Origin of the sequence: Paenibacillus sp. FSL H7-0918, from assembly GCF_038007025.1 — a bacterium.
In the GTDB taxonomy this organism is placed as follows: domain Bacteria; phylum Bacillota; class Bacilli; order Paenibacillales; family Paenibacillaceae; genus Paenibacillus_AQ; species Paenibacillus_AQ odorifer.
The window spans coordinates 140,744-166,084 of record NZ_JBBOWJ010000006.1 but is presented as its reverse complement, the minus strand read 5'-3'; the positions used below and the strand labels follow the sequence as shown (position 1 = coordinate 166,084).

At 43.8% G+C, this 25,341-nt stretch carries 25 protein-coding genes, 1 tRNA gene and 2 riboswitches; of the genes, 9 read left to right on the top strand and 17 right to left on the bottom strand.

Translation table 11 applies throughout. The annotated features are described in order from the left end of the window. Nucleotides 1-6 precede the first annotated feature (6 nt). Nucleotides 7-210, bottom strand: a complete 204-nt coding sequence (locus tag MHI15_RS29495) for a CsbD family protein (RefSeq protein ID WP_036682530.1) — start codon at nt 208-210, stop codon at nt 7-9. A 460-nt stretch (nt 211-670) separates the two neighbouring features. Between MHI15_RS29495 and MHI15_RS29490 the strand changes: the two genes are divergently transcribed. The 4 genes from MHI15_RS29490 to MHI15_RS29475 all read left to right on the top strand — a co-directional run bounded on the left by MHI15_RS29490 (nt 671) and on the right by MHI15_RS29475 (nt 5,185). Then, the gene (locus MHI15_RS29490; protein ID WP_076124505.1) at nt 671-1,564 is read left to right on the top strand and encodes an FMN-binding protein; all 894 of its coding nucleotides are present in this window, start codon (nt 671-673) and stop codon (nt 1,562-1,564) included. 48 nt (nt 1,565-1,612) lie between these two features. Then, nucleotides 1,613-3,493, top strand: a complete 1,881-nt coding sequence (locus MHI15_RS29485; RefSeq protein WP_076124507.1) for an FAD-dependent oxidoreductase — start codon at nt 1,613-1,615, stop codon at nt 3,491-3,493. Between the two features lie 245 nt (nt 3,494-3,738). Continuing rightward, on the top strand, nt 3,739-4,188 hold the full coding sequence (locus MHI15_RS29480) for a hypothetical protein (RefSeq protein WP_076124508.1): 450 nt from the start codon (nt 3,739-3,741) through the stop codon (nt 4,186-4,188). Between the two features lie 16 nt (nt 4,189-4,204). Next, nucleotides 4,205-5,185: a polyprenyl synthetase family protein gene (locus MHI15_RS29475; RefSeq protein ID WP_076124510.1), complete on the top strand. Its 981-nt coding sequence runs from the start codon at nt 4,205-4,207 to the stop codon at nt 5,183-5,185. A 568-nt stretch (nt 5,186-5,753) separates the two neighbouring features. Here MHI15_RS29475 and MHI15_RS29470 read toward each other — a convergent pair. The 11 genes from MHI15_RS29470 to MHI15_RS29420 form a co-directional block, all read right to left on the bottom strand. After that, entirely contained in the window at nt 5,754-6,638 is an 885-nt protein-coding gene (locus MHI15_RS29470) for a UbiA-like polyprenyltransferase (protein ID WP_076179740.1), read from the bottom strand. Nucleotides 6,639-6,676: 38 nt separating this feature from the next. Next, nucleotides 6,677-7,963, bottom strand: coding sequence for an aspartate aminotransferase family protein (locus MHI15_RS29465; RefSeq protein ID WP_339189341.1), 1,287 nt, complete (start codon nt 7,961-7,963; stop codon nt 6,677-6,679). A 97-nt stretch (nt 7,964-8,060) separates the two neighbouring features. Further along, a complete protein-coding gene (locus tag MHI15_RS29460; RefSeq protein WP_339189339.1) occupies nt 8,061-9,986 on the bottom strand; it encodes a peptidase U32 family protein in 1,926 nt (641 codons plus the stop codon). Nucleotides 9,987-10,029: 43 nt separating this feature from the next. Beyond that, complete coding sequence (locus tag MHI15_RS29455) at nt 10,030-10,821, bottom strand: energy-coupling factor transporter transmembrane component T family protein (RefSeq protein ID WP_339189337.1); 792 nt, start codon at nt 10,819-10,821, stop codon at nt 10,030-10,032. Then, nucleotides 10,814-11,716, bottom strand: a complete 903-nt coding sequence (locus MHI15_RS29450; protein ID WP_076302342.1) for an ATP-binding cassette domain-containing protein — start codon at nt 11,714-11,716, stop codon at nt 10,814-10,816. The genes MHI15_RS29455 and MHI15_RS29450 overlap by 8 nt, the downstream gene beginning before the upstream one ends. Then, complete coding sequence (locus tag MHI15_RS29445; protein ID WP_076141845.1) at nt 11,707-12,561, bottom strand: ATP-binding cassette domain-containing protein; 855 nt, start codon at nt 12,559-12,561, stop codon at nt 11,707-11,709. Before MHI15_RS29445 ends, MHI15_RS29450 begins: the two co-directional genes overlap by 10 nt. A gap of 29 nt (nt 12,562-12,590) precedes the next feature. Continuing rightward, entirely contained in the window at nt 12,591-13,148 is a 558-nt protein-coding gene (locus MHI15_RS29440; RefSeq protein WP_076124520.1) for a Gx transporter family protein, read from the bottom strand. Continuing rightward, nucleotides 13,132-13,521, bottom strand: coding sequence for a NusG domain II-containing protein (locus MHI15_RS29435; RefSeq protein WP_036681022.1), 390 nt, complete (start codon nt 13,519-13,521; stop codon nt 13,132-13,134). The genes MHI15_RS29440 and MHI15_RS29435 overlap by 17 nt, the downstream gene beginning before the upstream one ends. Nucleotides 13,522-14,340: 819 nt before the next feature. Then, nucleotides 14,341-15,315: an alpha/beta hydrolase gene (locus MHI15_RS29430; protein WP_256717233.1), complete on the bottom strand. Its 975-nt coding sequence runs from the start codon at nt 15,313-15,315 to the stop codon at nt 14,341-14,343. A gap of 107 nt (nt 15,316-15,422) precedes the next feature. Beyond that, nucleotides 15,423-15,791: an LPXTG cell wall anchor domain-containing protein gene (locus MHI15_RS29425; protein ID WP_076185196.1), complete on the bottom strand. Its 369-nt coding sequence runs from the start codon at nt 15,789-15,791 to the stop codon at nt 15,423-15,425. A 188-nt stretch (nt 15,792-15,979) separates the two neighbouring features. Next, a complete protein-coding gene (locus MHI15_RS29420; protein ID WP_341165203.1) occupies nt 15,980-17,782 on the bottom strand; it encodes a choice-of-anchor A family protein in 1,803 nt (600 codons plus the stop codon). 108 nt (nt 17,783-17,890) lie between these two features. Next, nucleotides 17,891-17,981: riboswitch (cyclic di-GMP riboswitch) on the bottom strand. Nucleotides 17,982-18,476: 495 nt separating this feature from the next. Here MHI15_RS29420 and MHI15_RS29415 point away from each other — a divergent pair. Beyond that, the gene (locus MHI15_RS29415) at nt 18,477-18,869 is read left to right on the top strand and encodes a hypothetical protein (RefSeq protein WP_051491249.1); all 393 of its coding nucleotides are present in this window, start codon (nt 18,477-18,479) and stop codon (nt 18,867-18,869) included. Between the two features lie 199 nt (nt 18,870-19,068). On the opposite strand, the gene MHI15_RS29410 is transcribed toward MHI15_RS29415, so the two are convergent. Continuing rightward, a complete protein-coding gene (locus MHI15_RS29410) occupies nt 19,069-19,482 on the bottom strand; it encodes an ASCH domain-containing protein (RefSeq protein WP_280753282.1) in 414 nt (137 codons plus the stop codon). Between the two features lie 355 nt (nt 19,483-19,837). Between MHI15_RS29410 and MHI15_RS29405 the strand changes: the two genes are divergently transcribed. The 4 genes from MHI15_RS29405 (at nt 19,838) to MHI15_RS29390 (ending at nt 21,831) form a co-directional block, all read left to right on the top strand. Continuing rightward, nucleotides 19,838-20,182 (top strand): DUF3221 domain-containing protein, encoded by a 345-nt coding sequence (locus tag MHI15_RS29405; RefSeq protein WP_076124523.1) that lies wholly within the window; start codon nt 19,838-19,840, stop codon nt 20,180-20,182. A 648-nt stretch (nt 20,183-20,830) separates the two neighbouring features. Beyond that, nucleotides 20,831-21,025: a hypothetical protein gene (locus MHI15_RS29400; protein ID WP_341165202.1), complete on the top strand. Its 195-nt coding sequence runs from the start codon at nt 20,831-20,833 to the stop codon at nt 21,023-21,025. A gap of 35 nt (nt 21,026-21,060) precedes the next feature. Continuing rightward, a complete protein-coding gene (locus tag MHI15_RS29395) occupies nt 21,061-21,390 on the top strand; it encodes a hypothetical protein (RefSeq protein ID WP_076124526.1) in 330 nt (109 codons plus the stop codon). A gap of 225 nt (nt 21,391-21,615) precedes the next feature. After that, nucleotides 21,616-21,831 carry a hypothetical protein gene (locus MHI15_RS29390; protein ID WP_076124528.1) on the top strand — a complete coding sequence of 72 codons (216 nt, stop codon included), beginning with the start codon at nt 21,616-21,618 and terminating at the stop codon, nt 21,829-21,831. A gap of 275 nt (nt 21,832-22,106) precedes the next feature. Here the strand turns inward: MHI15_RS29390 and MHI15_RS29385 are convergent, their stop codons facing one another. The 4 genes from MHI15_RS29385 to MHI15_RS29370 all read right to left on the bottom strand — a co-directional run bounded on the left by MHI15_RS29385 (nt 22,107) and on the right by MHI15_RS29370 (nt 24,601). Then, the gene (locus MHI15_RS29385; protein WP_076220559.1) at nt 22,107-22,910 is read right to left on the bottom strand and encodes an undecaprenyl-diphosphate phosphatase; all 804 of its coding nucleotides are present in this window, start codon (nt 22,908-22,910) and stop codon (nt 22,107-22,109) included. 816 nt (nt 22,911-23,726) lie between these two features. After that, entirely contained in the window at nt 23,727-23,894 is a 168-nt protein-coding gene (locus tag MHI15_RS29380) for a hypothetical protein (RefSeq protein WP_175618960.1), read from the bottom strand. A gap of 233 nt (nt 23,895-24,127) precedes the next feature. Next, a tRNA-Thr gene (locus MHI15_RS29375) sits at nt 24,128-24,199 on the bottom strand. Nucleotides 24,200-24,292: 93 nt separating this feature from the next. After that, on the bottom strand, nt 24,293-24,601 hold the full coding sequence (locus MHI15_RS29370; RefSeq protein WP_036682575.1) for an MTH1187 family thiamine-binding protein: 309 nt from the start codon (nt 24,599-24,601) through the stop codon (nt 24,293-24,295). A gap of 378 nt (nt 24,602-24,979) precedes the next feature. Continuing rightward, a riboswitch (cobalamin riboswitch) is annotated at nt 24,980-25,214 on the top strand. Nucleotides 25,215-25,341: the final 127 nt, after the last annotated feature.

The following is a 25,341-nucleotide window of genomic DNA, read 5'->3' as shown; positions in this document are numbered from 1 at the left end:
AACGAATTAATCGCGGTAGGAACGTCCCCAAGTTTGGTACTCTTTTTCCGCGTCTTCTTTCGTGTGTCCATAACGTTCTTGTAGTTTACCTACTAATTTATCCTTTTCACCATCAATTACGTCAAGATCATCATCTGTAAGCTTGCCCCATTGCTTCTTGGCCTCGCCTTTGAGCTGTTTCCATTTCCCTTTAAATACATTGTTGTCCATTATTAGCTCATCTCCTTAGCTGAATTAATTAGGGTAGGATCGTTATCCCGTGTTACCTTTACTTACCCTTCCCCATTCGCTATGAATCTTTCCGCCATTCATGGCATTAGCAAATTAAGTCGTATTCTGTCACATATATTTTTTAATTTATGTATTCAAATCTTTTAAAATTTGATATAATCCAGATATAAATTAAATATTTAATTTTTTAAGTGATTTATTTCACAAATGTTTTCCTAGTCCATATGCTAGAATGCCATCGGAGATAAAACAACATCATTAAATTTTTTTCTAATCTATGCCGATATAAGTCATGATACTGTTACAAACGGGTAATGAGGTATGAGATTAAAGTGACAAATATCATTTATAAAGTGATTTTTATCACTTCGCTCGACTATTAAAATGTTTTACATTTTAATATATATATTTTAAACTATATTTTTGGAGGTCATTTGAAATGAAAAAAGCTTCTGTTATCTTGTCGAGCGCACTTATCCTTGGATTGCTCGCAGGTTGTGGTAACAACACAGACAACGCCGCAGCCCCTACTAACGCACCAGCTGAAACAACTGCTCCTGCAACAAATTCCGGTAACGCTGGAACTGAAGCTGGACAGTACAAAGACGGAGTTTACTACGGTACTGCTGACGTTGATGCTAAAACTGGCTGGCAATATTTCGCACTCTTAACTGTAGAAGGTGGAAAGATCACTAAAGCTGACTGGGATGCCTTTAACGTTAACACTGCAGGCGACCTGAAGAAAAAGGTTTCTGAAGATGGTAAATATGGCATGAAAGCTGGTGGTGCTTCTTCTGAATGGCACGAGCAAGCAGCTAAAGCTGAAGAATTCCTGATCGAAAAACAAGATCCAGCAGCTATAACTTTTGATGCTGAGGGGAAAACTGATGCCATCTCTGGTGTATCCGTACACGTATCTGACTTTGTAAAAGCTGCTCAAGCTGCTCTTGCTGCTGGTCCAGTAGAAGCTGGTCAATATAAAGACGGAGGCTACCATGCTGAAGGCGAAATGGACGCTGAATCCGGTTGGAAATCCACTGTTGACCTGACTGTTGCTAACGGTAATGTTGTAGCTGTTAAATTCAGTGGTTTGAATGCTGCTGGCGATGACAAGAAGCAATTCTCCGTTGATGGTAAATATGGTATGAAAGCTGGCGGCGCTTCTGCTGAATGGCATGAAGAAATCGCTTTGGCTGAAAAATACTTCCTTGAAAACAAAGGTACTGCTCCAACGCTTGATGCTGAAGGCAAAACTGATGCAATTTCCGGCGTGAGTATTCATGTTGGTGAATATTTTACACTTGCAGAAAAAGCACTCGAAGGCGCGAAATAATTTCGCAGGACCTTCTGCAGCTAATCAGACGAATGAGGTGAATTTCTCTTGAAGAAAATAGTCATTTTGGGCGGCGGCTACGGCGGCGTACTCACGGCTAAGAAACTGGCAAAGAAATTTAAGAAAAACAAAGATGTTGAAATTACACTGATCGACCGGAATCCATATCACACTCTATTGACTGAGCTGCATGAGGTTGCCGCGAACCGTGCTCCAGAGGATTCAATCAAGATCGATCTTAAGAAAATTTTTGCGGGCCTTAAAGTAGATGTTGTTCTTGATGAGATCAGCAATATCGATTTCAAAAGCAGAAAACTTAAGTCCGATAAAGCTACCTACGCTTACGATTACCTTGTAATCGGCACAGGTAGCAAACCAACCTTCTTCGGCATTCCAGGCGCAGAAGAAAACACCTTCTCCTTCTGGTCTTACGATGATGCGGTAGCATTGAAACGCCAAATCCGCGATATGTATACCAAAGCGGCTATGGAGAAAAATCCAGCTGTACGCCGTGCTATGCTGACCTTCGTTATTATCGGTGCCGGCTTTACTGGTGTCGAGCTGGTTGGTGAAATGGCTGAACAACGCGAGGAATTATGCAAGGAGTTCTTTATCGACCCATCCGAAGTAAGACTGATTGTGGCTGATATGGCTCCGAAGATTCTGCCTATCCTTCCAGATAAGCTGATTCAAAAAGCTGAAGCTCGCCTTCGTAAGCTGAACGTGGAAATCGTTACTGGCGCTAAAATCACCGAAGTAGGCAATGGTAGTGTTGCCCTTGGTGAGAAAAACGTCGTTGATTCCCAAACAATTGTTTGGACTGCTGGTGTTGAAGGCTCCGAAATCGTTGGTGGACTTGAAGTTCAACAACAAGGCCGCAAACGGATTGTTACGAATGAGAACCTGGAAAGTGTAGATCATAAGAACGTCTACGTAGTAGGGGACAACATTTTCTACATTCCTGAAGGTGAAACTCGTCCTGTACCACAAATGGTTGAGAACGCTGAACAAGCCGCTCCGATTGTTGCTGGCAACATTGCCGCCGACATTCAGAACACTGCTAAAAAAGCTTACAAACCAGGTTTCCACGGTACAATGGTCTCCATTGGTAGCCGCTACGGCGTAGCTAACGTTGGTCTGCCAGGTAAGTTCTTTATGCTTACTGGATTCATGGCAATGCTATCCAAACACTTTATTAATATGTTCTACCTGTCTCAGGTTGTCGGATTCAATAAAGTATGGACATATATGATGCATGAATTCTTCCATGTTGAGAACCGCAAGAGCTTCTTGGGTGGTCACTTCTCCAAACGTTCACCTAATTTCTGGCTCGTTCCACTTCGTGTTCTACTTGGGGGTATGTGGTTATACGAAGGTATTGAGAAGATCCAAAAGATTTGGAAAGATCCAGATAAGATTTTCTTGATTCCAGCTGCTCCTTTTGCAACGGATGCTTCATCAGCAGCCAGTGTTGCAGTAGATGCAGTTAAAGACACCGTAGATGCACAATCTGCAGCTTCAGCAGTATCCACTGCAAAAGAAGCAGTTGAAGCGTTGCCTGTACCTAACTTCGTATACAACATTACAAACTGGTTCATGGATTTGATGTTCTACAACAACGACGGAAGTTATACTTTCCTCGCGAAATGGTTCCAAATCGGTATGGTATGTGCAGAAATCGTCTTCGGTATTATGCTCATCGTTGGTCTCTTCACAGCACTTGCTTCTATAGCAACCGTAGGCATGTCGGTCATGATTTGGTCAACCAAAATGGCCTCGACAGAAATGTTATGGTACGTTGCTGCTGGTATTGCCTGCATCGGCGGATCGGGAAGCACACTTGGTCTAGACTACTATGTACTTCCTTGGCTTAAGAAACAGTGGAAGAGAATTCCGCTCGTCAGACGATGGTATCTATACACCGACTGATAATAAAACCCTGAATTTGTGTAATTTATCATATAGAACATATGTGCAAATTGTATTTTATTAGGGTTAAATATGGATATACTTCAGAGTAATGTGTCCCTAGGACACATTACTCTCCTTATTTACAAGAAGAAAATAACCTTCCTAATCCTAGGAAATGGTGGTTTTTTCTTGAATGAATGGTTTTGTAGGGATGATCGGGGTATGGTTTCTTCCGGCAAAACCGACAAGAAGGAGAGAATCTTGTGAACAAACAACTCATAGAAGATACCCTCCGGTTGTTGCATACTGAAATGTCACCTATTGCCGGAATTGAGCTTCAGCCCTCTCCGGCTGCATGTGAACAGCTAATCTCGGTACTGGAACGCCATGATCTGGAATACAGCCGCAAAGTCAATTTGCTGGGTATTTACACTATTCTCACTTTGGCAGCAGAGCGCCATATGGAATGTATCCCACATCATCCCGACCTTACACGCAACATTTTGGATGGAGATTATTTGTATAGCTTTTACCTGCAGTTTGCGGTGAAATGCCGTGAGCTCGACTTAGTTGCTTATCTAGCTCCTTCGATCAAAAAAATGCAGATTAGACGGTCAAATGGAGACTTCGCGGAACATGATCCAGCTACTGGAATCGAAGAGTTCTTGATTCAAGAGTGCAGACAGCGTAGTCGCACAAGCAAAGCCATTTGACAGGTGGGATCCATAAATGAAGCTGCATGAGGCCTTAAATATAGACATAAATGAAATCAACCGCGAAATCGTAAACCTTGTGACGCGTGATAAAGATGTACCTAAGAAATCTCAGCTCGCGCAAAGTGTTCTAGAGCTTATAAATTCCGGTGGTAAACGCCTTCGTCCCCTCATGGTCATTGTTGGCAGTCGGTTTGGCCGTAAGGATACCGGTCGCAGAGCGCTTCAATTAGCTGCTGCTGCTGAATTTATTCATGCCGCCTCATTAATTCATGATGATATCATTGACCGTTCTGAGTTACGGCGGGGCGTACCCGCCTTACATATTAAGACGGGGACATTGTCAGCAGTACATGTTGGTAATTACATGTCCGCTCGGGTCATCGAGCTGCTGAGCAAATATACAGGAGATAAAAACAGATACGTTCATGACTTATCCTCTGTAGCCACCGCTCAGCTGTGTCTGGGTGAATATCAGCAAATGGAACATGCTTTTGATTATGAAATTACAATGGATCAGTATTTGGAGAAATCCTTAAACAAAACCGCTCTTCTTATGGCAACCTGCTTACGGGTTGGTGCACTGTCCACTGAAAGCACCGAAGAAGTTGCCAATCTCCTTTATAATTTTGGAGAAGCCTTAGGGATGTCCTTTCAGATACAAGATGACCTGCTAGATTTCACACAGTCCGCCGATGTCCTAGGCAAACCTGCCGGTAGCGACCTGCGACATGGTCAGGTCACCCTGCCAGTGCTGTACGCCTTGCAGGACCCTAAGCTCTCGCCTGTGATCCGTGCAATCGGCCCGGATTCTTCCGACGCTGAAGTAGCACATGTGCTCACCCTAATTAACAATAGCGATGCCCTCGCTCGCGCTGAACGGGTCAGCCAGAACTATCTGGATAAAGCTGCAGCTATTGTGCAGCAGCTCTCCTCCTACCCGGCGCATGCTGATCTGGAAACGTTGCTGCAATATTTTGCGGACCGTGATCGCTAAAGCGTACGTTCTAATACAAATAAAAACGGATACCTCCCATTCACTTGGGGGTATCCGTTTTTTTGATTTAGACACATCATTTTATTGATCTTGTCGCAATTCAACTGCTATTTTTCCGCTTCAACAGGACAAGCTAAACACGCAAACGCAGCGTAGCGCACATGAGCTAATTCAGTCATTCTACTCCATCGGATATAATTAGGGAAAACCTCCCTAAAATTAGCTAATAATCGTTCGAAAACCACGATATTAGGGAATTCCTCCCTAATAAAGTCCACTTTAGCATGCTTTTAAGAGTAACCAGCTATATTTCAGGGAGAAATTCCCTAAAACAGAGTCAAAGGATAAAAAACTCAATAAGATTAGGGAGGTTTTCCCTAATCTTTGCATTCAACTCGTAGCTTCCCCCTTGCAGAGCGGGGACCCGAGTCAACACAAAAAAGGAAAGCTAGCGTAGCCAGCTTTCCAATTCCCTTGCCTACCCAAAAGGGGTAGGCTATTGTCTTTTGTTGTTAGTTTGAGGGCAATGCGCCAATGCTCAGCCAGCCGGCTCACCAAAGCCAGCTCCCTAACTAACATAGAAAAAATCAATCAGCGTACACAATAATATCACTATGCTAATTACCTGATTTAGATTATAAGAAGCCACCTTCATCAGCTTACGATTCGAAGGTTTTATAATCTTATGCTCGGTCATCAGGAGCAATGTAGCGATGCCAATCCCAACCAGATACACCCAGCCGAGATCCTGCCATACGTATAGAAATAATAGCAGCATAATCATAATGAAATGTAGACCTTTGGCGATACGCAGCGCATTCTCTAATCCAAAGAAGCTCGGAATAGACCATAACCCATGCCGCCGGTCAAATTCAATGTCCTGAGTGCCGTAGATAATATCAAATCCGGCAATCCAGAGCATAACTACCGTCCCGATCACAAACGGGGTAAATGCGATATTTCCGGTTACGGCAAACCATGCACCAATCGGTGCGGAAGCAATAACAAAGCCTAAATATAAATGGCTTAGAAAGGTAAAACGTTTTGTATAAGAATAAGTCGATATTAACACGATTGCTACCGGCGATAAGAGCAGGCAGAGCAAGTTCAGCATGCCTGAAGCCACAATAAAGATGGCATAATTGACAATAACAAAGACAACCACTTCTTTTTCTGCCAATAACCGTTGTGGCAAATGCCGATGTGCCGTACGAGGATTCTGTTCATCAAACGTACGGTCTGCCAGCCGATTGAATGCATTAGCGCCATTACGGGCACCGATCAATGCAATCAGACCCCAGATCATCACATGCCCTGATGGCCAGCCCCCAGCAGCCCACACCATCGAGATAATGGCAAACGGCAGCGAAAAAAGCGTATGAGAGAACATCACCAGTTCACTGAACATTTTAAGCTTTAGGCCTGCAGTTTTAAAAATGTTTAGAATAGCCATTCGTTTTCCTCTTTCTTCGCTACTTGAAATTCATTATATTAGTCATTAAGCTCCGCAAGGACTTCATTCAGGTTGTAAAGCAGCCCGTCGATATCCTCTTCCGTAATAATCATCGGCGGTTGAAAGGCTAGTACGTTGCGTCCTATGCCATTTTTGCCGATCAGGTATCCTCTGTCTTTCATCGCTTCCAGTACTTGATCTGTAAGCGCCGCAGAGCCTTCTGCATCCTCACCAGCAAGCTCCGCTCCCAACATAAGCCCAATTCCCCGTACATCCACAATAAGCGAAGGATAACGGTCTTGAAGGGTCTTTAGCCCTGCTTTCAATCGTTCTCCGAGCAGCACTGAGCGTTCAGGAAGCCGTTCATCGCGAATATAATCAAGCACAGCCAGCGCCGTTGCAGCAGATACCGGATTGCCTCCAAAGGTTGAAGCCGACGGACGGTTCAGCGCGAGTGCAATCTCATCCGTTGTCGCAAAGGCTGCCACCGGAATTCCATTCCCCAGTGCCTTGGCCATACTTATAATATCGGGCACTACGTCAAAATGCTCCATAGCAAATATTTTGCCTGTACGACCAAATCCAGTTTGAATTTCATCAGCGATCAGAAGCACGCCGTATCTCTCCAGCAACATTTTGACCTCACTGAAATAGGTTGGCGTTGGCATAATCATACCACCATTGCCTTGGATTGGCTCTACGATCATTGCGGCGATAGTATTCCCCTTCTCCTCAAGCACTCGCTCCAGAGATTCCAGGGATAGTGCAGCGGCTTCCTCCAGAGATAGTTCTGGATGATATGGACGAGGAATAAACTCAACGTCATGATCCAAGTATTTATCGGTGCGCCACATCGGCAGACCTGTCACACTCATAGTTAGATTGGTACGGCCGTGTAAACCACTTTCCAGTGCAATGAACCCTTTGCGTCCTGTAAACATCCGGGCAAGCAGCAGTGCGCCTTCATTAGCCTCTGAGCCGCTGTTCACGAAAAAGGTTCGGCGTAGACCGCCTGGCATAACCTCTTCCAGACGTTCAGCCAAATCCACATTTGGCTGAGTTAAATAGATCGTAGACGTATGCTGCAGCTGCTGCAGCTGCTCAATCGTACGTTCAGTTATGGCTGGATTGCAGTGCCCACAGGCAACTACAGATACACCTGCGAAGAAATCTGTATATTGTTTGCCATGTTCATCATACACAAACTGCATCGAACCTCGCACAAGCTGAGGCGCATCGCGGTAAAAATGCTGTGTACACGGATAGAAATATTGCTTACGCTTTGCCGCTACGGCTTCTCTTCCGATGAATTCTTGTTGTTCCATGATTGATTCCCTCTCTTCTTGTGAAAATAGTAACTTATTCATAGAGTACTGTGCATTCTTCTTACTAGCAGACGGTATTTTGCCCCAAAAAATAGAATTAGTTAAATTGCAGCGAACCTAGAGTATAACCCGCATAAATGGGCTCAAGACCACCTAGCATATCAACTTTTACTTCAGTACGATTCATAGCTTGTTGATAAGAAATTATAATTTCACGCAACTGCTGAGCGCTATATGTCGCTCCTTCAATACGGAAACTAGATATGCCTAGATCAATCATCTCACCAAGCAACGGTAAATAGCAGAGCTCTTTCGCGAACAAAAGATGGCAACGGCCGTGCTGATCACGATATACCGGATTTTCACCTTTGTCTGTTTTTAGAACCAATACATTATTGTGCACATATTGATTATCCTCTTCAGCGATAGGCTCCATTACTTCAGTATTCTCATAAAGGTCATGTTCCATATACATTAGTGCAGGTGTACCATGTACAACAACTTCCAAAGGTGTGTCACAACGCGAGGCAAAGGTAGCAAAGTGCTCCAGCGTCATTTCCGGTGAAACCGAAAGCTGAGTTAAACCTAATTTCGCATATAATTGGGCTGAAAGATGATTGTAGACATTTAAACTACCATCTCCAATTAACGGATAACCTGTAGAGCTGTATCTGCGAATCGCTCCCAAATTAGTAACGATTAGACCGTCGATCGGCAAGCGTTCTCCACCAAGCAATTGATCATATTGATCGAAATGCAGCTCGGTCATCATACGTGGCAACCCTAAATAGATTTTGCTATCGCCTTTTAGCTCACCAAGTTCCTTAATATCACGTTTTGTAAAAGGTCTGTCCGGTTCAAATACATCCCCCGGCAAGTATAAACTATCCACACCCAGCTCCAATACTACACGCGCCTGTTCCATATTATTCACACGTACAGCCAGCTTAGCTTTTGTTGCCATTGGTTTCTTTTCTTGCGCCAAACGTTCCCGCAATTCCTCTACACGTTTTTCAGATAGCTCACGTTCTGCGGTTGGTGTGCTAAATACTTTTCCAGTGCTATAGAATTTGCCCGTACCTTCATAACGACGGTTAATGTTAGCTAACCCTGGTTTACCAAAAGCATAAGCTGTCGAAAAGTCACGCTTGCGGTTGTTGTACAGCTCTTTAGTATCAACCGTACGATCAAAGCCAATCGGATCATCGATATATCGGTCAATGGCTTCGCCGTAGCTATTCGCCAGCATCACCATAAAATCCTTATCACGCATACGGCCTTCTATTTTGAAGGAAGTAATGCCTGATTCAATCAATTCCGGAAGATGCTCATACATAAACATATCTTTGACAGCCAGTGGATATTCAGCAGGATATACATATCCGTCTTTTTTAACCCGATAATCCCAGCGGCAAGGCTTCATACATTTCCCCCGGTTGCTGCTCATACCAAAGACATGGGAACTGAAGTAACAATTTGCACCATGCACAGAGCACATATCCCCGTGAATAAAATATTCCAGCTCCATGCCACTCCGCTGACCAAGCAGCTTAGCTGTCTGCAGGTCCATTTCCCGCGAGGTAACTACACGAGTTACACCCAGATCACGCAGCGCATAGATCATCTCCAGGTTGTGAACATTCATCATTACGGAAGAGTGAATAGGAAGGTTAAGCTCCATCTCCCGAATAAGCTCCAACACTGCCATATCCTGAACAATCAAGGCATCTGGCCGAGCACCATCAAGGAAACGCAAGTATTCTCTAGCTTCCTCCACATCTTCCTCACTAAAAAGATTATTCACAGTGATATACACTTTTTTGTCTAGACGGTGCGCGATATCAAGTGCCTCTACAATCTCTTCATGAGTAAGATTATAACCTTTACGCATCATTCTCATATTCAATACAGGTCCACCAAAATAAACTGCATCACACCGTGATTGGATCACTTCCTTGAAAATCTCAAACGTTCCTGCGGGTGCGAGTAATTCGACTTCTCTACCGTTAAAATAACGTGCCATTCAAGTTCCCTCCCAAGTTGATACTACTAATAGGGAATGAGTATTATAACAAAGCTACTGCAATTCCCATGACCACAAACATCCCAATAAAAACAGTATCGAATTTGCCCCACCTTAGGCGGTGATACCGACTGCGGGGAGCATCCATGCGAAAACCGCGGGCCTCCATGGAATACACCAGATCCTGAGCACGCCTAAAAGCACTGGCGATAATCGGGACCAGCAGGGAGACTAACATCCGTCCCTTTTCCTTCAAAGGCAGCTCTTTCAGATCGGCTCCCCTTGAGGCCTGCGCTTTCATTATTATCTGCGATTCATCTAGAATCGTAGGAATAAAACGAAGTGAAATGCTGATCATCAGCGTGATACGGTCAGGGGATAAGCCAAGCTTTTTGAAGGGTGTCAAGATCCCCTCCAGCCCTTGATTCAGCTTCCCCGGCGTTGTTGTGAAGGTCAGAAGCGCTGTAAAGGTGATAAGAAAGAACATGCGGATGACCGAAAATGCCCCTAATCTTAGCCCTCCCTCATAGATAGACCAGGAACCAAGAGTCAGCACTACCTCCCCTGTCTTTACAGACACCAATTGCACAATAAAGATAAACAACATTAAATAACGTAAAGGCTTAGCTGCTTTCAGGAAGTATTTAAGCGGAATCTTCGTTGAAGCCATAACGGCTATCGAAAAAATAGCCAGCACAGCCATGGCCATCCACGAACGTGAGAGCAGGATAACAGCTACGTATAATAGCATGCCAGTGATTTTGGCACGAGCATCCAGTTTGTGCACCCACGAACCGGTCTCAATACTCCTACCTAAGATCAGTTTCTCATTCATGGTCATCCCTCTTTCCATCGGGCTTACCAGTGCTTATTGATTCCGCTGGCAGCGAAGCTATAAGCTCTGCCAGACTCTCAGCCGTCAAGCGGGGGGCTTCATCCACAAGACCTAAATGATCAGCAACTGCACGCCAGTAACGAAGGGACTGTGGAACCGTCAAACCACACTGTTCCAGAATTGAAGGATCATCTGCAAGCACCTTTACACTGCCCTGAAACGCCGTGCTGCCCTCTTTAAGTACAACCCAGCTGTCCGCATAGGGCAATAACTCATCCATCCGATGCGTGACGATAATGATCGTTCTGCCCTGCTCACGACATAATCTCTCCAGCAAGCTGATTAGCTCTGCACGGCTAATGGGATCAAGCGTTGCCGTGGGCTCATCCAGAACGATGACCTCAGGGTCCATAGCTAGCACGGAAGCGATAGCCGCCTTACGCATTTGTCCACCGCTCAATTGGAAAGGATTCCGCTCTAGCAGTGCGAGATCCAGCCCCATATCTGACATGGCCTGACGTGCACGTGACTTTGCCTCTTCGAGACTCATGCCGAAATTAAGGGGACCGAAAATGAGATCCTTCTCGACCGTATCTTCGAACATCTGCTGCTCCGGAAATTGAAATACCAATCCGACTCGGCGGCGCAGTGGCATTAGCTTAGGTGACTTCTCACCAGCCTGAATAGTTACATCAAGCACTTTTACCGTACCCTCGGTTGGTTTCAGTATCCCGTTAAACAATTGCAGCAGCGTCGATTTACCTGAGCCCGTCGCCCCCGCAATACCAACCATCGAGCCAATGGGTACACTGAGGTTAATGTCCCGGAGCGCCGTCAGCTTCCAGAGGCTTCGGTCAGCGTAGGTGTAACTTACTTGCTGTAATTCTATGGCCATAACGTGTCTATAAGCTCCTTTTCACTGGTCGGAACATCCACATGAATACCCTGGTTCTGCAGCTCGCGTGCAAGGCGCCAAGGATAAGGTTCACGCAGATGGCATTTTTCCAGAAGCTCCTCGTTCCGGAACAACTCCGCCGGTGTAACATCTGCAGCCAAACCACCTCCATGCAGTGCAAGCACCCGATCCGATGCCAAAATCTCATCTGCATCATGTGTAATCATGAGGATCGTGTACTTCCCTTCTGCCCGCATATCCTGCAGAATACCGAGAAGGTCATTTCTGCTTCCTTCATCCAACATAGAAGAGGCCTCGTCAAAAATGACGATGCCTGGTTCCATAGCAAGAATGGAAGCGATAGCAACACGCTGCTTTTGACCTCCCGACAGCTCACCCGGATGCTTGGACAACAGATGATTTATTCCTAGTCTCGTCGTATAGGAGTGCAAACGTTCAGCCATCTCTTCGTACGGCAAACAAAGCCCTTCCAGGCCGAATAGGATATCTTCCTCTACAGTGGCTCCAATAAACTGATTATCCGGATTTTGGAACACCATTCCGATACATTGCCGAATGCTTCCGATCGTTTCCTCACTAAGCAGCATGCCACTAACCACAATCTCACCAGCCCCCTTAGGCAGCAGAGCATTGAGCAGCTTGACCAACGTAGACTTCCCGCAGCCATTAGGACCAACCAAGCTGACCCATTGTCCTTGAGAGATAGATAACGTTATATTTTGAAGAATCGGATGCTCGGGATCATAGCCAAACGATACCCCATCCAGAGAGATGACTGCTTGTCCTTCTCCCTCTAAGTCTTGACCTTCGTATGATTCATTCATGTTAGTCATCCTTCCGCTGATGTGACTAATCAGTCCAAAAATTCTTCAAACAGCGATATTTTTGACAATGACGCCACCAAATAACGGACTGCATAGCCCACGGCAATTCCTGTTACTACCCCAGTGATCAGCAGCATGGGAAGATAATAAAAAATACTAAGTGATGCAAATACCATAGAAGCTGCCAGCAGCTGACCGATATTATGCGCAATCCCACCGGCTATACTAATTCCGATCAAGCTTATACTCTTACCTTTGCCACTAATCAGCATCAGCACAAACATAACAACAAAGCTAAAAAGTGAACCAAATAAACTAAACAGCAAGCTTGAGAAGGTACCTAGCAGAAATGCAGTAAGCAGTGTTTTGAGGATGACAAGCAGCAAAGCATCCCGTCCACGTAAAAAGTAAATACAAGTCAAAATCATAATGTTGGCCAGTCCGAGCTTAGCACCCGGCACCAGTCCCATCCCGGATAACGGAATCTGTGCCTCTATTAAACTTAACACTACTGCCACTGCGGCGAAAATCGCAATAATCACTGTTCTTTTTAAAGCTGTTGCAGATTCACTACTGGACATAGGCATCTATATCATCCTCCCCCGACGCACTGGTGATTTCGACTAATACTCTATGCGGTAGACAGACAATCGTCTGTTTGGGCAGGGTAATAAAACCAAAACCTAGGCAAACTTTATCAGCGCAATCGGCATCGTACATTTCAATCCCGTAATCATGCACCTTCAAAATGTTATAGCCGCGTTCCGTGCGGACCTCAATGGTTTGTTCTTCTTTTGTAAGCTTTACCGTTTTAAATAACTCACCGTCCACCGTTACATTGGCTATGAGATTTTTACCGGCCCCACCTTTGTCATCATTGTCCGAAAACCATCTCGGTACGAGAAAAGCGAGCGCAGCAATCAATACGATGGAAATCAGCCACACATCTGCGCGTTTCATAAAAATCTCCCTTATTTTTTAATTAAAATCCAGACTTATTAATTATAACGGTCTACCCTCAATCCTTCAATCAATGTTGGAGTTTATTGTCAGTTTTAGAGAGCTGTTCACAAAATAGGCACGCAAAATAACCCCAGCAGACACAACCCATTCGTCTCTGGCATTTTCAGTTGAAGTTTGTAGCGTTTGCAAAAATATCCAACTTACATTTTAGCCCATTTGCACCGAGATCGCCCATCTCCTCTGGTTTACTAGCTTTTCCGGAATAATTCACAATTAACCCAATTTAAGTTACTTTCAAAATCTAAGCGCCCCTTATCGAGGTTTGTTCCTCTCTAGAATCAAATAAACCTTATCTTGGAATTCATTATTATATTTGCCTTTTAAACAATAGTGTGTTATATTTATATGGTATTTGTTTTTCGATATATTGAATATCCCCACCAAGAAGATGTCAGGCCGACTATTATACACATCGGCATTTTGGACAAAGAGGCTTTATGTTTTCTTGCAGTACTCTTCCTTTTTATGAGATTAAATTCGAAATATAGCATTCCGATTCACACTGGCGCGGTCAATGGAGCCGCAAGGGCAAAAGAGAGGTAGGGCTTTTGTCGTATTGGAAGGATTATTCTCGCCACACGGCTGCTGGAAATAACAAGGAATTAAGACACCCGTTACTCACGAACGGCGGGGGATGAATATAACGAGAAAGCATGACGGTACGATCCTTATTCAAGGACTACGTCATGTGTGGAAAAATATAGGCGCCCGATAACCGCTACCTAGCGGATATCGGGCGCTGTCTACGTTCAGGACTTATTTTACATATCGACTTACAAAAGCTGTTACTACATCTATATACCCCGCCTTATCCGTATCATAAGACAATCCATGCCCCGCTTGCGGCACTATGAGTCTCTCTTTTGGACTCTGGCATGCCTCATACAATTCATTCATCATAGCAAAAGGTACAAAGTTATCCGCATCCCCATGAATAAAAAGAATCGGGACCTTCGCTTTCCGCACTTGTTTTAATGCAGAGGCTTCACCAAAACCATACCCCGCCTTCAAGCGGGTGATTAGACTTGCACTTTGAACGAAAGGGAAACTTGGCAAGCGATACATGCGTCGTAGTTGGTAAGATAATTGTGCTTTTACTGAGGTATAAGCGCAGTCCGCAACAATAGCTTTTACCTGCGGCGGAAGATCTTCCCCTGAGGTCATTAGCACTGTAGCACCGCCCATAGAGACGCCGTGAAGCACAATTTGAGCACTGGGCCCAGTCTTTTTAATCATGTATTCAATCCATTGCAAATAATCTTTTCGTTCCGGCCAACCAAAACCAATGTAATCCCCTGCGCTATCTCCATGCCCTCTTGCATCGGGAATTAGGATGTTAAAGCCTAAGTTCTCGTAGTAGATTTTGGCGTACGCCCCCATATCCTTTGCTTTACCTGAATAACCGTGGGCTAGAATGGCTGTGCGTCCCGCAGCACGATTAGATTGGAGTAAGTAACCCCTTAGTTTAAGTCCATCTGCAGATACGATCTCAATATTCTCGAAGCTCTGGCGAGAGACCCAATCCTTCCCCTCCCCCCAAGAAGCTCCGGCAACCGGAGGATCAGCCTTCAGATTAGGATTATTACTTAGAAATACCTTTGGCGCTCGTTTAATAGCAATACCATAGAAGAAAAATCCCACATAGATTAGAATCCCTATGATGATTACAGCGCTAATAATGAACCATATCAATTCGCCTTCGCCATCCCCTCTACATTTCTTTTCCAACAAGAGTATACCATCTACTTAGAATGCACCAAACTATCGCAATCATGACATACAAATAGAGCCGCCATCGGAACACTCCCGAAAGCGACTCTATGTTGATCTACCCTTTATTATTTATTCTTTTTGGAGAACTTGGTTCTCATTAATAATCCGATAAGTGCAAAACCTAAACCTGCTACATAGTAAGGTGCAGGACTTGATTCACCCGTTTTTGGCAATTCCTTCACAGGTGGCTTACCTAATGGGATCGTATCGTCCACTACGATGATTTCATCAGGTGTTGGTGTTGGCGTTGGTGTCACTGCCGGTACCGGACCTAATGGGATCTCATCATCATCAACAAGTACTTCTGTGCTATTCGACGGTGTTGGTGTTGGTACTGGCGATGGTGTCGGCGAAGCTACAGGCCCAAGCGGCACAGGATCTTCTGCAAGAACTATAGTGCCAATTACGGATGATGGCGTTGGTGTCGGGAACACCGAAGTCTCTGGTGTCGACGTTGGTGTTACCTCTGGTGTTACCGTTGGTGTTGGTGTTACCTCTGGTGTTACCGTTGGTGTTGGCGTTACCTCTGGTGTTACCGTTGGTGTTGGTGTTACCTCTGGTGTTACCGTTGGTGTTGGTGTTACCTCTGGTGTTACCGTTGGTGTTGGTGTTACCTCTGGCGTTACCGTCGGTGTTGGCGTTGGTCTGCTCGCGTCACTGTTGGCGTTGGCGTCGGCGTTGGTGTTACTGTCGGTGTCGGTGTCACTGTCGGCGTTGGTGTCACTGTCGGCGTTGGTGTCGGCGTCGGTGTTGGTGTTGGTGTCACTGTCGGCGTCGGTGTTGGCGTCGGCGTCGGTGTTGGCGTTGGTGTCGGCGTTGGTGTCACTGTCGGCGTTGGTGTTGGCGTTGGTGTCACTGTTGGCGTCGGCGTTGGTGTCGGTGTCGGCGTCGGCGTCACTGTCGGTGTTGGTGTCGGCGTCACTGTCGGTGTCGGTGTTGGCGTCGGCGTCGGTGTCGGCGTTGGTGTCACTGTCGGCGTTGGTGTCGGCGTCGGTGTCGGTGTCGACGTTGGTGTCACTGTCGGCGTCGGTGTTGGTGTCACTGTCGGCGTTGGTGTCACTGTCGGCGTTGGTGTCACTGTCGGCGTCGGCGTTGGTGTTGGCGTCACTGTCGGCGTCGGTGTTGGTGTTGGTGTCGGTGTCGGCGTTGGTGTTGGTGTCACTGTCGGCGTCGGTGTCGGTGTTGGTGTCACTGTCGGCGTCGGTGTTGGTGTCGGTGTTGGTGTCACTGTCGGCGTCGGTGTTGGTGTCGGCGTCGGTGTTGGTGTCGGTGTTGGTGTTGGTGTCGGTGTCTGCGTTGGTGTCGGCGTTGGTGTCACTGTCGGCGTTGGTGTCGGCGTTGGTGTCACTGTCGGCGTGGGACATGGTGTTGGCGTCGGTGTCACTGTCGGCGTTGGCGTTGGCGTCACTGTCGGCGTCGGCGTCGGTGTTGGCGTTGGTGTTGGTGTCACTGTCGGCGTTGGTGTTGGTGTCACTGTCGGCGTTGGTGTCACTGTCGGCGTCGGTGTCGGTGTTGGTGTCGGCGTTGGTGTCACTGTTGGTGTTGGTGTCGGCGTTGGTCCAGGTTCATCACCATCGTATGGATAGTGGTGAAATTCACCACCACCAGTACCTTTGAGTGAAGCCGCCACTAAAGTACCGTTAATCTGACCATTAATAAAATCAACATGAGCATAGGGGGCAAGTATGCTTCCCATTACACCTATGCCTGCCATATCAAGATACGCAGCTTGGCTAAAGTTAAGCAAAATTTTCTTGCTGTTCAACACGTTATTAGGTAGAAATCCGAAGTTTTTCATTTTTACGTTAGAACCATCAATATTAATAATTGCAGTAGATCCTGAAGGAACATTTATTGTAATTCCGTAGGTATTAGAGACGTTATCTCCTGAAACATTAAAAACATTGACCGCAGGATCTGTACCTGTCAGGGTAAGGCTGCCATATTGGTACACTGTTGTTCCATTCGCCGGCAATGCTGCAAGTTCTGCTGATTTGTCCTTCAAAGACTGACCTACGGCTGAAAAGTCAATCGTACTCCCCTGTCTTTTTGCACCACCCTTGAGGAGCGTTACATTCCCTGAAAAATCTCCCCCGTACACGATATTCCCATAAACAGTACCTCCGTTGAAAGTAAGATTCCCTCCAACAACAAGTGTGTCAGTCAGGGAAACCTCTGCTGCGGTCAACCTATCTCCAACACTATAGTTGGTTAAGTTAACGTTACCTCCAGCAGCAAACCTTCCTTCCGTATCCGAAACTGTCGTTATATCCCCTAGAATAAACACGTTGTAGACCGCTGCAATTCCCAATGTAGAAGAACTACTAGCTCCAGCAACTCCAGCTCCCAATGAGGAAAGCCCACTACCTACCGTCAAAATCCCAGCTAATACAAGCGAGAGTAACGGTTTTATTCTTCTTTTCAAATGGCACACCTCCTAAAACTATGATTTATATTAATCAGAATAATTACCAGAAACTCTAAAGGACCTAACAACAAAAAAGACCGCCAAAAAGAAGTGAAATTCCCTTCTCATGGCAGTCGGACGGTCATTGTGCCTTTAAGACACTTTAGACTCCTGGACTTTGCGTCCCGCCCTTTCAGACGGTTTGCTATTATCATGACTATATATATGTATTACACTGCAAGTCCAGAACTGGTAGCTGAAGCATTCTATCCAATAACAGTCTATGACTTTTAATACTTTTGAATTAATAACAGTTTAGCTCCCGACACCCACAATTGTCAATCAATTCCTTTCGATAATTCCCCGCATTAGTACCACACAAAAAAAGCGCCTAAAGGCGCTTCGCATAAGGTTTTTCATTAAATTTTAAAGTAACTGTATATAGCCCAATATGGATATCCATAAGGGAACACTCAGAATTAAACCAAAAAACAATCCACGCTGGAGGCTGCCCTCTTTTTCCATCATAATTCTCCTTTATTTGCGTTCGATACATTAATTTTTATTATTACAATTTTTAATATAATTTATTCTTCGTTATTAAGTTGTGAATTTAATCACATTGGATAAACTGTTTAGAAATACCATTGATTATTTTTGGAATATCGGGGTAGAATACGAATATACGTTCCTATTAGAGGTGATGAGATTCATGCATAGAGCAGAAAGCAGGGACAACATGCTGGTGAAATCTTATTTATTGCTTCCGATGATTTTATCAGCTTTCGAACGGGACTCCGCCATTTTATCTACACACTTACGAACACCCGCCCCTTATCTGGAGGTGCTTGGAACAGCTGCTGCAGTAGCTACAACAGATCTAAGGGATGTTCGTGCAGAAATGAGAAGACGGGGAATCAAGGTGTATGAGCAAAACAGACTTAATACTGGAATTGAAGCCAAGTATATATGTCGTGGCTATCATGAACGAATGCTGCTGTTGAATGACATTGTTGCGGCTCAGGCTGCCATCCATATGCGCAGATACCTAGGGCTGGATATTTCATCTTTTAAGAGTTACGAAGAACAGTACCAGATTAAGTAAAGCTGTATAGAAGCCGCTGCGCTCTCTCCCCCCAATCAATTAGTGAACAAAAAAATAGGCCTTACCATGGGAGTTGGCAAGACCTGAGAGAGATATACCACAAAACACTGGGGGGTGTTTGGTGTCTCTAATATATACCTCGAACCTGAAAAAAAGCTGATAGGCACATAAAAATTACATTAAAAATATTGTTCGCCGTTCAGAAGTGATTAGAGTGCTCCCACAAGCTTAGCCGACCTTTAGCTGGAATTGGATGGCTTAATGGATGAACCCGTTCAAGCTTCCAGGCAAACCGTCCTTCACTATAGTCGCCAAAATCATATTCGTTCCCATTGATCCATTCCCTTAAATCCACCTCTGGAGTAACCACATAACATCCCGCGAGCTGACCTGTAGCAATAATAGCTCCTGTCGGCAAATTATTCGCTGTATAGCCATGTTTCGCCAATACTGATTTGTACGGTTCCTGTTCACAAATCTTTTTGTCAATCCTCATTCCGGCATGGATGCCTAACTCGCCGCGGTAGGCTGTTCTCCATGAACGAGTTTCAAACTCTTTTTCACCAAGAGCAATTAAAGTCGCCCAAGGCTGCCGTATTGTTATACACCGCATGATATTTATCCCCTTCGTTTATGTTGGACGTTTGTCACGGATGCACGGATCTCGATCTCGCGTTGTGTAATCTTGCTCACCTTGACCTGATAAATTAAATAATCCCAACCGTTTGGTCGATACTCATTTCCATCATTGATCGCCTCTAAAATAAGAACATTTATTTTTATTATATACAAACAAAAGTTCTTATGAAAATATCAATACTACAGACATTCACCTGTAACTCCCCAGAATCAATAAAGGTCGTCATAATGGAAAGGCTGCTGTTTATTCTTATATTGGTAATGTACTAACTGCTATGCCTGTGCAACCGATTTTAAACTAATGTCGTAACCACTGGAGGGGAAGGTCCATGATTCAAAAACCACGTACTACTATTAAATGGACTCTTATTTTTGTTTTTTTGTTATTAGTCACCGCCTGTAGTAAGAATGATGAAGTTTTGAAAGGAATTGTACACACAATAGATGTAGAAAATAAAAGAATTTTAGTAATTTCTGAATTAAAAGAAGAAGACTTGAACAAGGAATACAAGGAAATTCTCGAATCTAATGAGTACTCTCAAGCCATTTGGGTAAATAAAGTTGCACCTTCTAAATATAAAAAAGGAGATGAGATTAAAGTGTTTTTTGAAGTAAGTGATGATTCATTCCCTGCACAAGTTACCGCCAAAAAGATCACCAAAATCAAGAATTGAGCAAAAAGAATAGAATCTACTATAAAGAAGCGGCGTCTCCAAAGGGACGGCGCTTCTTTGTGTAGATTTAAGGAGAAATCAGAGTATATAATATGGAACATTATATACTCTCAACATCTCTGTTACGGGAATTCCTGAAGCAGAAATACCCTTCCGAACATATACTATGAATAATCTCTTCCGGACGAAACATTTACATAATCTGAATATAATAATTCTGGAACATTCTGTAAACAAAAAAAGCTCACCTACCGAAGCCAGTGGGCATAATCCCAAGCATTTGGGAATTTACTCTTTGTTGGAATTACTGAAACCTTACCATGTAACAACTATAGGAGCTTATAAAGTCCCTACAGTTGTTGGCAATGTACCTAATAACACGAAGGATCTACTTGAAGATACAGGATCAGCACAAACCCGCGAGACATGCATCGGCGGGTTTCGTATTTTTAAAATTCATCACAATTAATTAGTCCTAGGTCATCTACACCAATAAAACTCTCTTATTATAATATTCGACGTTTATTTATAAAAACTTACAAAACATCTCATTTTTCAAATCGATCTTATAGCTCATATACATCATTAACCATTAAATTTACTATTATCCATGTAAGTAAACACTTCATATGTGAGGATTATCAAAGTATGAAAAAACTAATCGTAGTTTTATCAATCGCTTTATTGACTACCGCAATTGCTCCTTTCGCATCAGCAAATCAATCAAATTCAAGTGTACTATCTCCACAACAAGTAAGCCTTCAACAAGATGCAACAGACAACTATACTCATAATGGTTTCCCAATTAATTCTCCCTGTTCAAAAAGCATCTCAATCTGGTGAAATACTAATAACATTCAGTAGATTGGAGGTTTACCATGACAGAAATTGATGAGAGAAAATGGGGGCAGCAGGATCCTATCAAAGAACCACAAGATCGTTATGAACAGTTTTTAAAAGTTGTATCACTAACCTTTGTGAGTGTCACATTCACTATTATTTTCACTGAGATAAAAATGGGCAACTTTCCCCTTAAGCTCATTTTCTTTGTTATTGGACAATTCCTCATTTATGGATATGTGATGAAGAATCTGTCCAAGACCTCAGAAAAATTCAAAAATTCCTGCAAGAAATTAAAAATAAAGCTACCCATTCTCTACATTTTATATTTCTTGTTTCTCTTCTATATTGGGCAACCATATTTATAAAATTACTCTGTGCAAAAAAGTGACCCCACCAACTTCCGGCAGGGTCTAGATCTATATTATAAGGGGGTTATGTAATTACTATAATCCTCTTAGCTTAAATAAGTATGAAGCCCGTCTAAAGATTTGCTGAATTTTTATTATTTTTATCGAAACCGATCAAACAAGGTAACGTATCAATCTTAATTTCCAAATTACTATATATACAAAATGAAGGTGTGTATAAAGATGAAAATATTCAGTCTATTGCTTGTAGCATTGTCTTCCATTGGAGTAGTTGCCACATTCGGATTTTCAACATTCAGCTTAATCACAGGAATTATAGGAGGGCTTATTGCAGCATTTGCAATTTCAGGCTACTTGCAGTCTGTCAGACGTGATTACCCAAATGAGAGCTATGAGAACAAACATGTTAAGTATCAGTCGAACTATAATACTTGGTAAGCAAAATCCCCACCTTAAACTGGTGGGGATTTTCATATTCCCAAACACTTGTATAATCACTTTGTGATATTAATGGTAGAAGAAACAAACGAGGGATAATGGCTAGCTGTAGAAGTGCTTACACCGAAAATTCATTCCTTAGTTCATAGACTACTTGAGCTTTGTCTTGTTTGGTGATTTCCCCTTGTTTTAACCTCTAGTTAAATCTGTGCAGGATATGATGTATAGCCTTTTTAAAAGCTTCTTTCCCATGATGTTCATATTGACTAATCCAATTACTGTATGACAATTAAATAGAAGAGAGCTGCTAAAACAAACCGGTATAGAGCAAACCACTCCAATCGAAGTCTCTTAATCAGTTTGATGAACGTCACTACTGCAATCATTGCCACAAGAAAGGATGTCGCAAAGCCAATTAACATTAGAAGCAAATCGTCAGAACTCAGCAAATCACGACTATCGTACAAATCCAACAAGCTTGCACCAAACATAACAGGCACAGAAATAAGGAATGTAAAATCTGCAGCGGCTTTTTGGCTAGTGCCAAGCAACAGGCCACCTGAAATCGTCGAACCTGATCTCGAAAATCCCGGCCATAACGCCAAGCATTGAAACAGACCAATTCCGAAAGCCTGTTTATAATTAATCCCATCGATAGTATCAGCGGTTTCAGTCCGCCTATTCCGCGCTGCAATGATCATCAACACGCCACCAACAACTAGACCTATCAAAACAGGGGTTGGGCCAAATAATTGGCTTTTTATTGTGTCCTTGAAGAGAAGATATAGGGTTAATGCTGGTAACATAGCCAAAATCATATGAATGACATTTAATCCTTTGCTTTTGGAAAAATCCATTCTAATCATATTAACCCCAATCTCCAAATACCTTTTCCAATAAAGAATTAAAACTGCCATCACTGCACCCAACTGAATAACAATTTTAAAAGTTATTGCAGCATCTCCCTCAAAGCTAAGCAAATCGCCTGCTAGAATAAGATGTCCAGTAGATGATACTGGTAAAAATTCAGTTAAGCCCTCTATTATGCCAAGTATTATTGCTTTAATTACATCAGTCATCAGTGCATTGTCCCCTTTCGGAAATAAAATCATTTAATTTCCAGTATAAGGGAGACAAGTAAACTTCCCCATCGATTAACCTAACAATATTCAATTCAGAATGACATAATTGTCACATTGCTCATTATTCCAGTCTTAAGTAACTCCTTTATTAAACTATCCTTTCCCGTTAGCATAACAACAGTATCAAACATTAAATTCAACCTGTATCAATAAAAAATCCGTTAACCTTCTGAACTTGCTGCCCGTTATTTGGATAATCAATTTCAGAGCATGCAGCAGATATGAACACCGAAACGTAACTTCCATTTGATCATTCTGCAGCCGCGTGCGTGGAGCCTCAATGACCATCATGATTCCAAAGCGCTGAGAAACCACACAGAACCGCCACCCCGACCAAGAATTGGGGGTCCTTTTTTTGGCAAAACACAAAATATTAAGTATAATGTTATTGTCGAAACGCTAAGGCGTCTGTACAGGATGGCTACCTGGCACTGATGATGGCAGGCCAAGCGCTTTATAAAGTTTTCTTTATGTGTATTTATACTTTAGGAGCGTGGTTATCTATGAAAATTAATATTACCGCACATTTTAACATTGATATTACTTTATCTCTTCATCTGTTAGCCGTAGCCAGTCTTGCTTATGAACTCAGTTCACTGACGAGCTCGTGAAATTCGAGCGAAAAGTATCTGTACTAAGACACCTTGTGGTGTCTTTTTTATTTTTATAGTAATTACCATCTAACCGATCTGCCCCCGCAAGAGAAAAGCAGCTTATGCTGCACCTCCGCCACATCCTTCATTCTGATTGCTGTCAGCTTGCGACACGCCTTCCATCTGCTCGACAGTGACCACTAGTCATACCGTTTTCATTACCGATTTCGCGCCATGTCTTATCTTCCTTGATACGTTTCTCCAGAAGAACAGGGAACAGCAGGGGCTGTCCATCATATTCGACTTCAGGAAAGATTAGGCCATTCATCAATAAATATCACTCTGGATACTTATTCACATGTTCTCCCCAATCTGCAGGAAGCGGTGCCCCGATGTATCGGAGATTCTATTCTAGGAACCCGAAAAGAAGTGGAGAAAATTGACGAGACACCCACTTTAATCGACTAAAGGTTAGAAGAATGTTAGAAGTTGATGCTTGTACAAAAAAAAGGCGCAGTTCCAAAAACCCGGGAACACGCGCCACTATCGACTTTGTAAGGATGCTGGTGAAGGGAATTGAACCCCCGGCCTACGCATTACGAGTGCGTTGCTCTACCCCTGAGCTACACCAGCTTAACGCTGTTTTTCTGTCAAACAAAAAATATTATACAACTTTCAGCCAGAAACGCAAGCCTATTTCTCCCTGTTTTCCGCCCTCCTAAACTGCTAATCCACCTGTAGCTTACGCTCCACAGACTCTAACTTTCCACGGCTAGTAGAGGGTTTATCGCGGCGGTCGTCTATTTTAAGTGAAGTAGAGACACGTTCTGCACCTGCGGCAAAAGGAGACTCATGCAAAGCTTCTACCGCGGCAAAAATGCGTTGCAGAGGCCCTTCGATGATCGTACCCATAGACGTAAGTTCATAAGTAATCCCTTCTACTGTCTTCAGCACCCGCTGCATATCCGCAACATAGCTGCTAAGACTGGTACTGCCTGTTCCAATTGGAATAACTGTAACTTCAGCGATAGGCATGAGAATACCTCCTCGAAATTTTATAGTAGCTGTCTCCTTCCATTGTAACAATTCCACCGCTCTGTCACAAACTAAGCAAGATTATCCTCCCTTATCTCTTCTATTTCTTCTGATTACTCCAAAATATGACTTTGGGCTAAGAGTATTTTCTCATGAGCAAATTCTAGGGTCATCTGCACTATATTTATGGACTCTTTGTGGCATCTTTTCGGACAATTTATGAATCATTTCGCATCTCCCTGTGGATCAATTGTGGATTACTTATGGACAGCCTGTGGATCATTTGTGGAGTACTTTTGAAGAACCCGCTCCCCGCGCGGGTTTTCTAAAAAACTGTTTACAAACACAACATCTTGGGTTATTTTTATCTAACGACAACAAAATATAGTGGAGACAGGCGCTTTGATCCTTAACCGGATTTAGAGCTTAATAGGGAAGCGCGGTGAGAATCCGCTGCGGTCCCGCCACTGTAACCGGATGGCCTTCTTAAGCTTCTGGGAAGCTTGAGAATCCACATCTCCCGGCAAATGCCACTGAGGGTTAGGAACACCCTTGGGAAGGCGCCGAGAGATCCCACGGAAGCCAGGAGACCTACCTGTTTCGACGACACCAACTATTGATGCCTGCGAGGAACAGGGATGGTGTCCGCATGCGGTCATCTACGTAGAGACCTCTGCAAATATCCGTGTGGATATTTACATAACGCATCGGGCATTTTCTGCCATCCTCGGGTAGGGGAT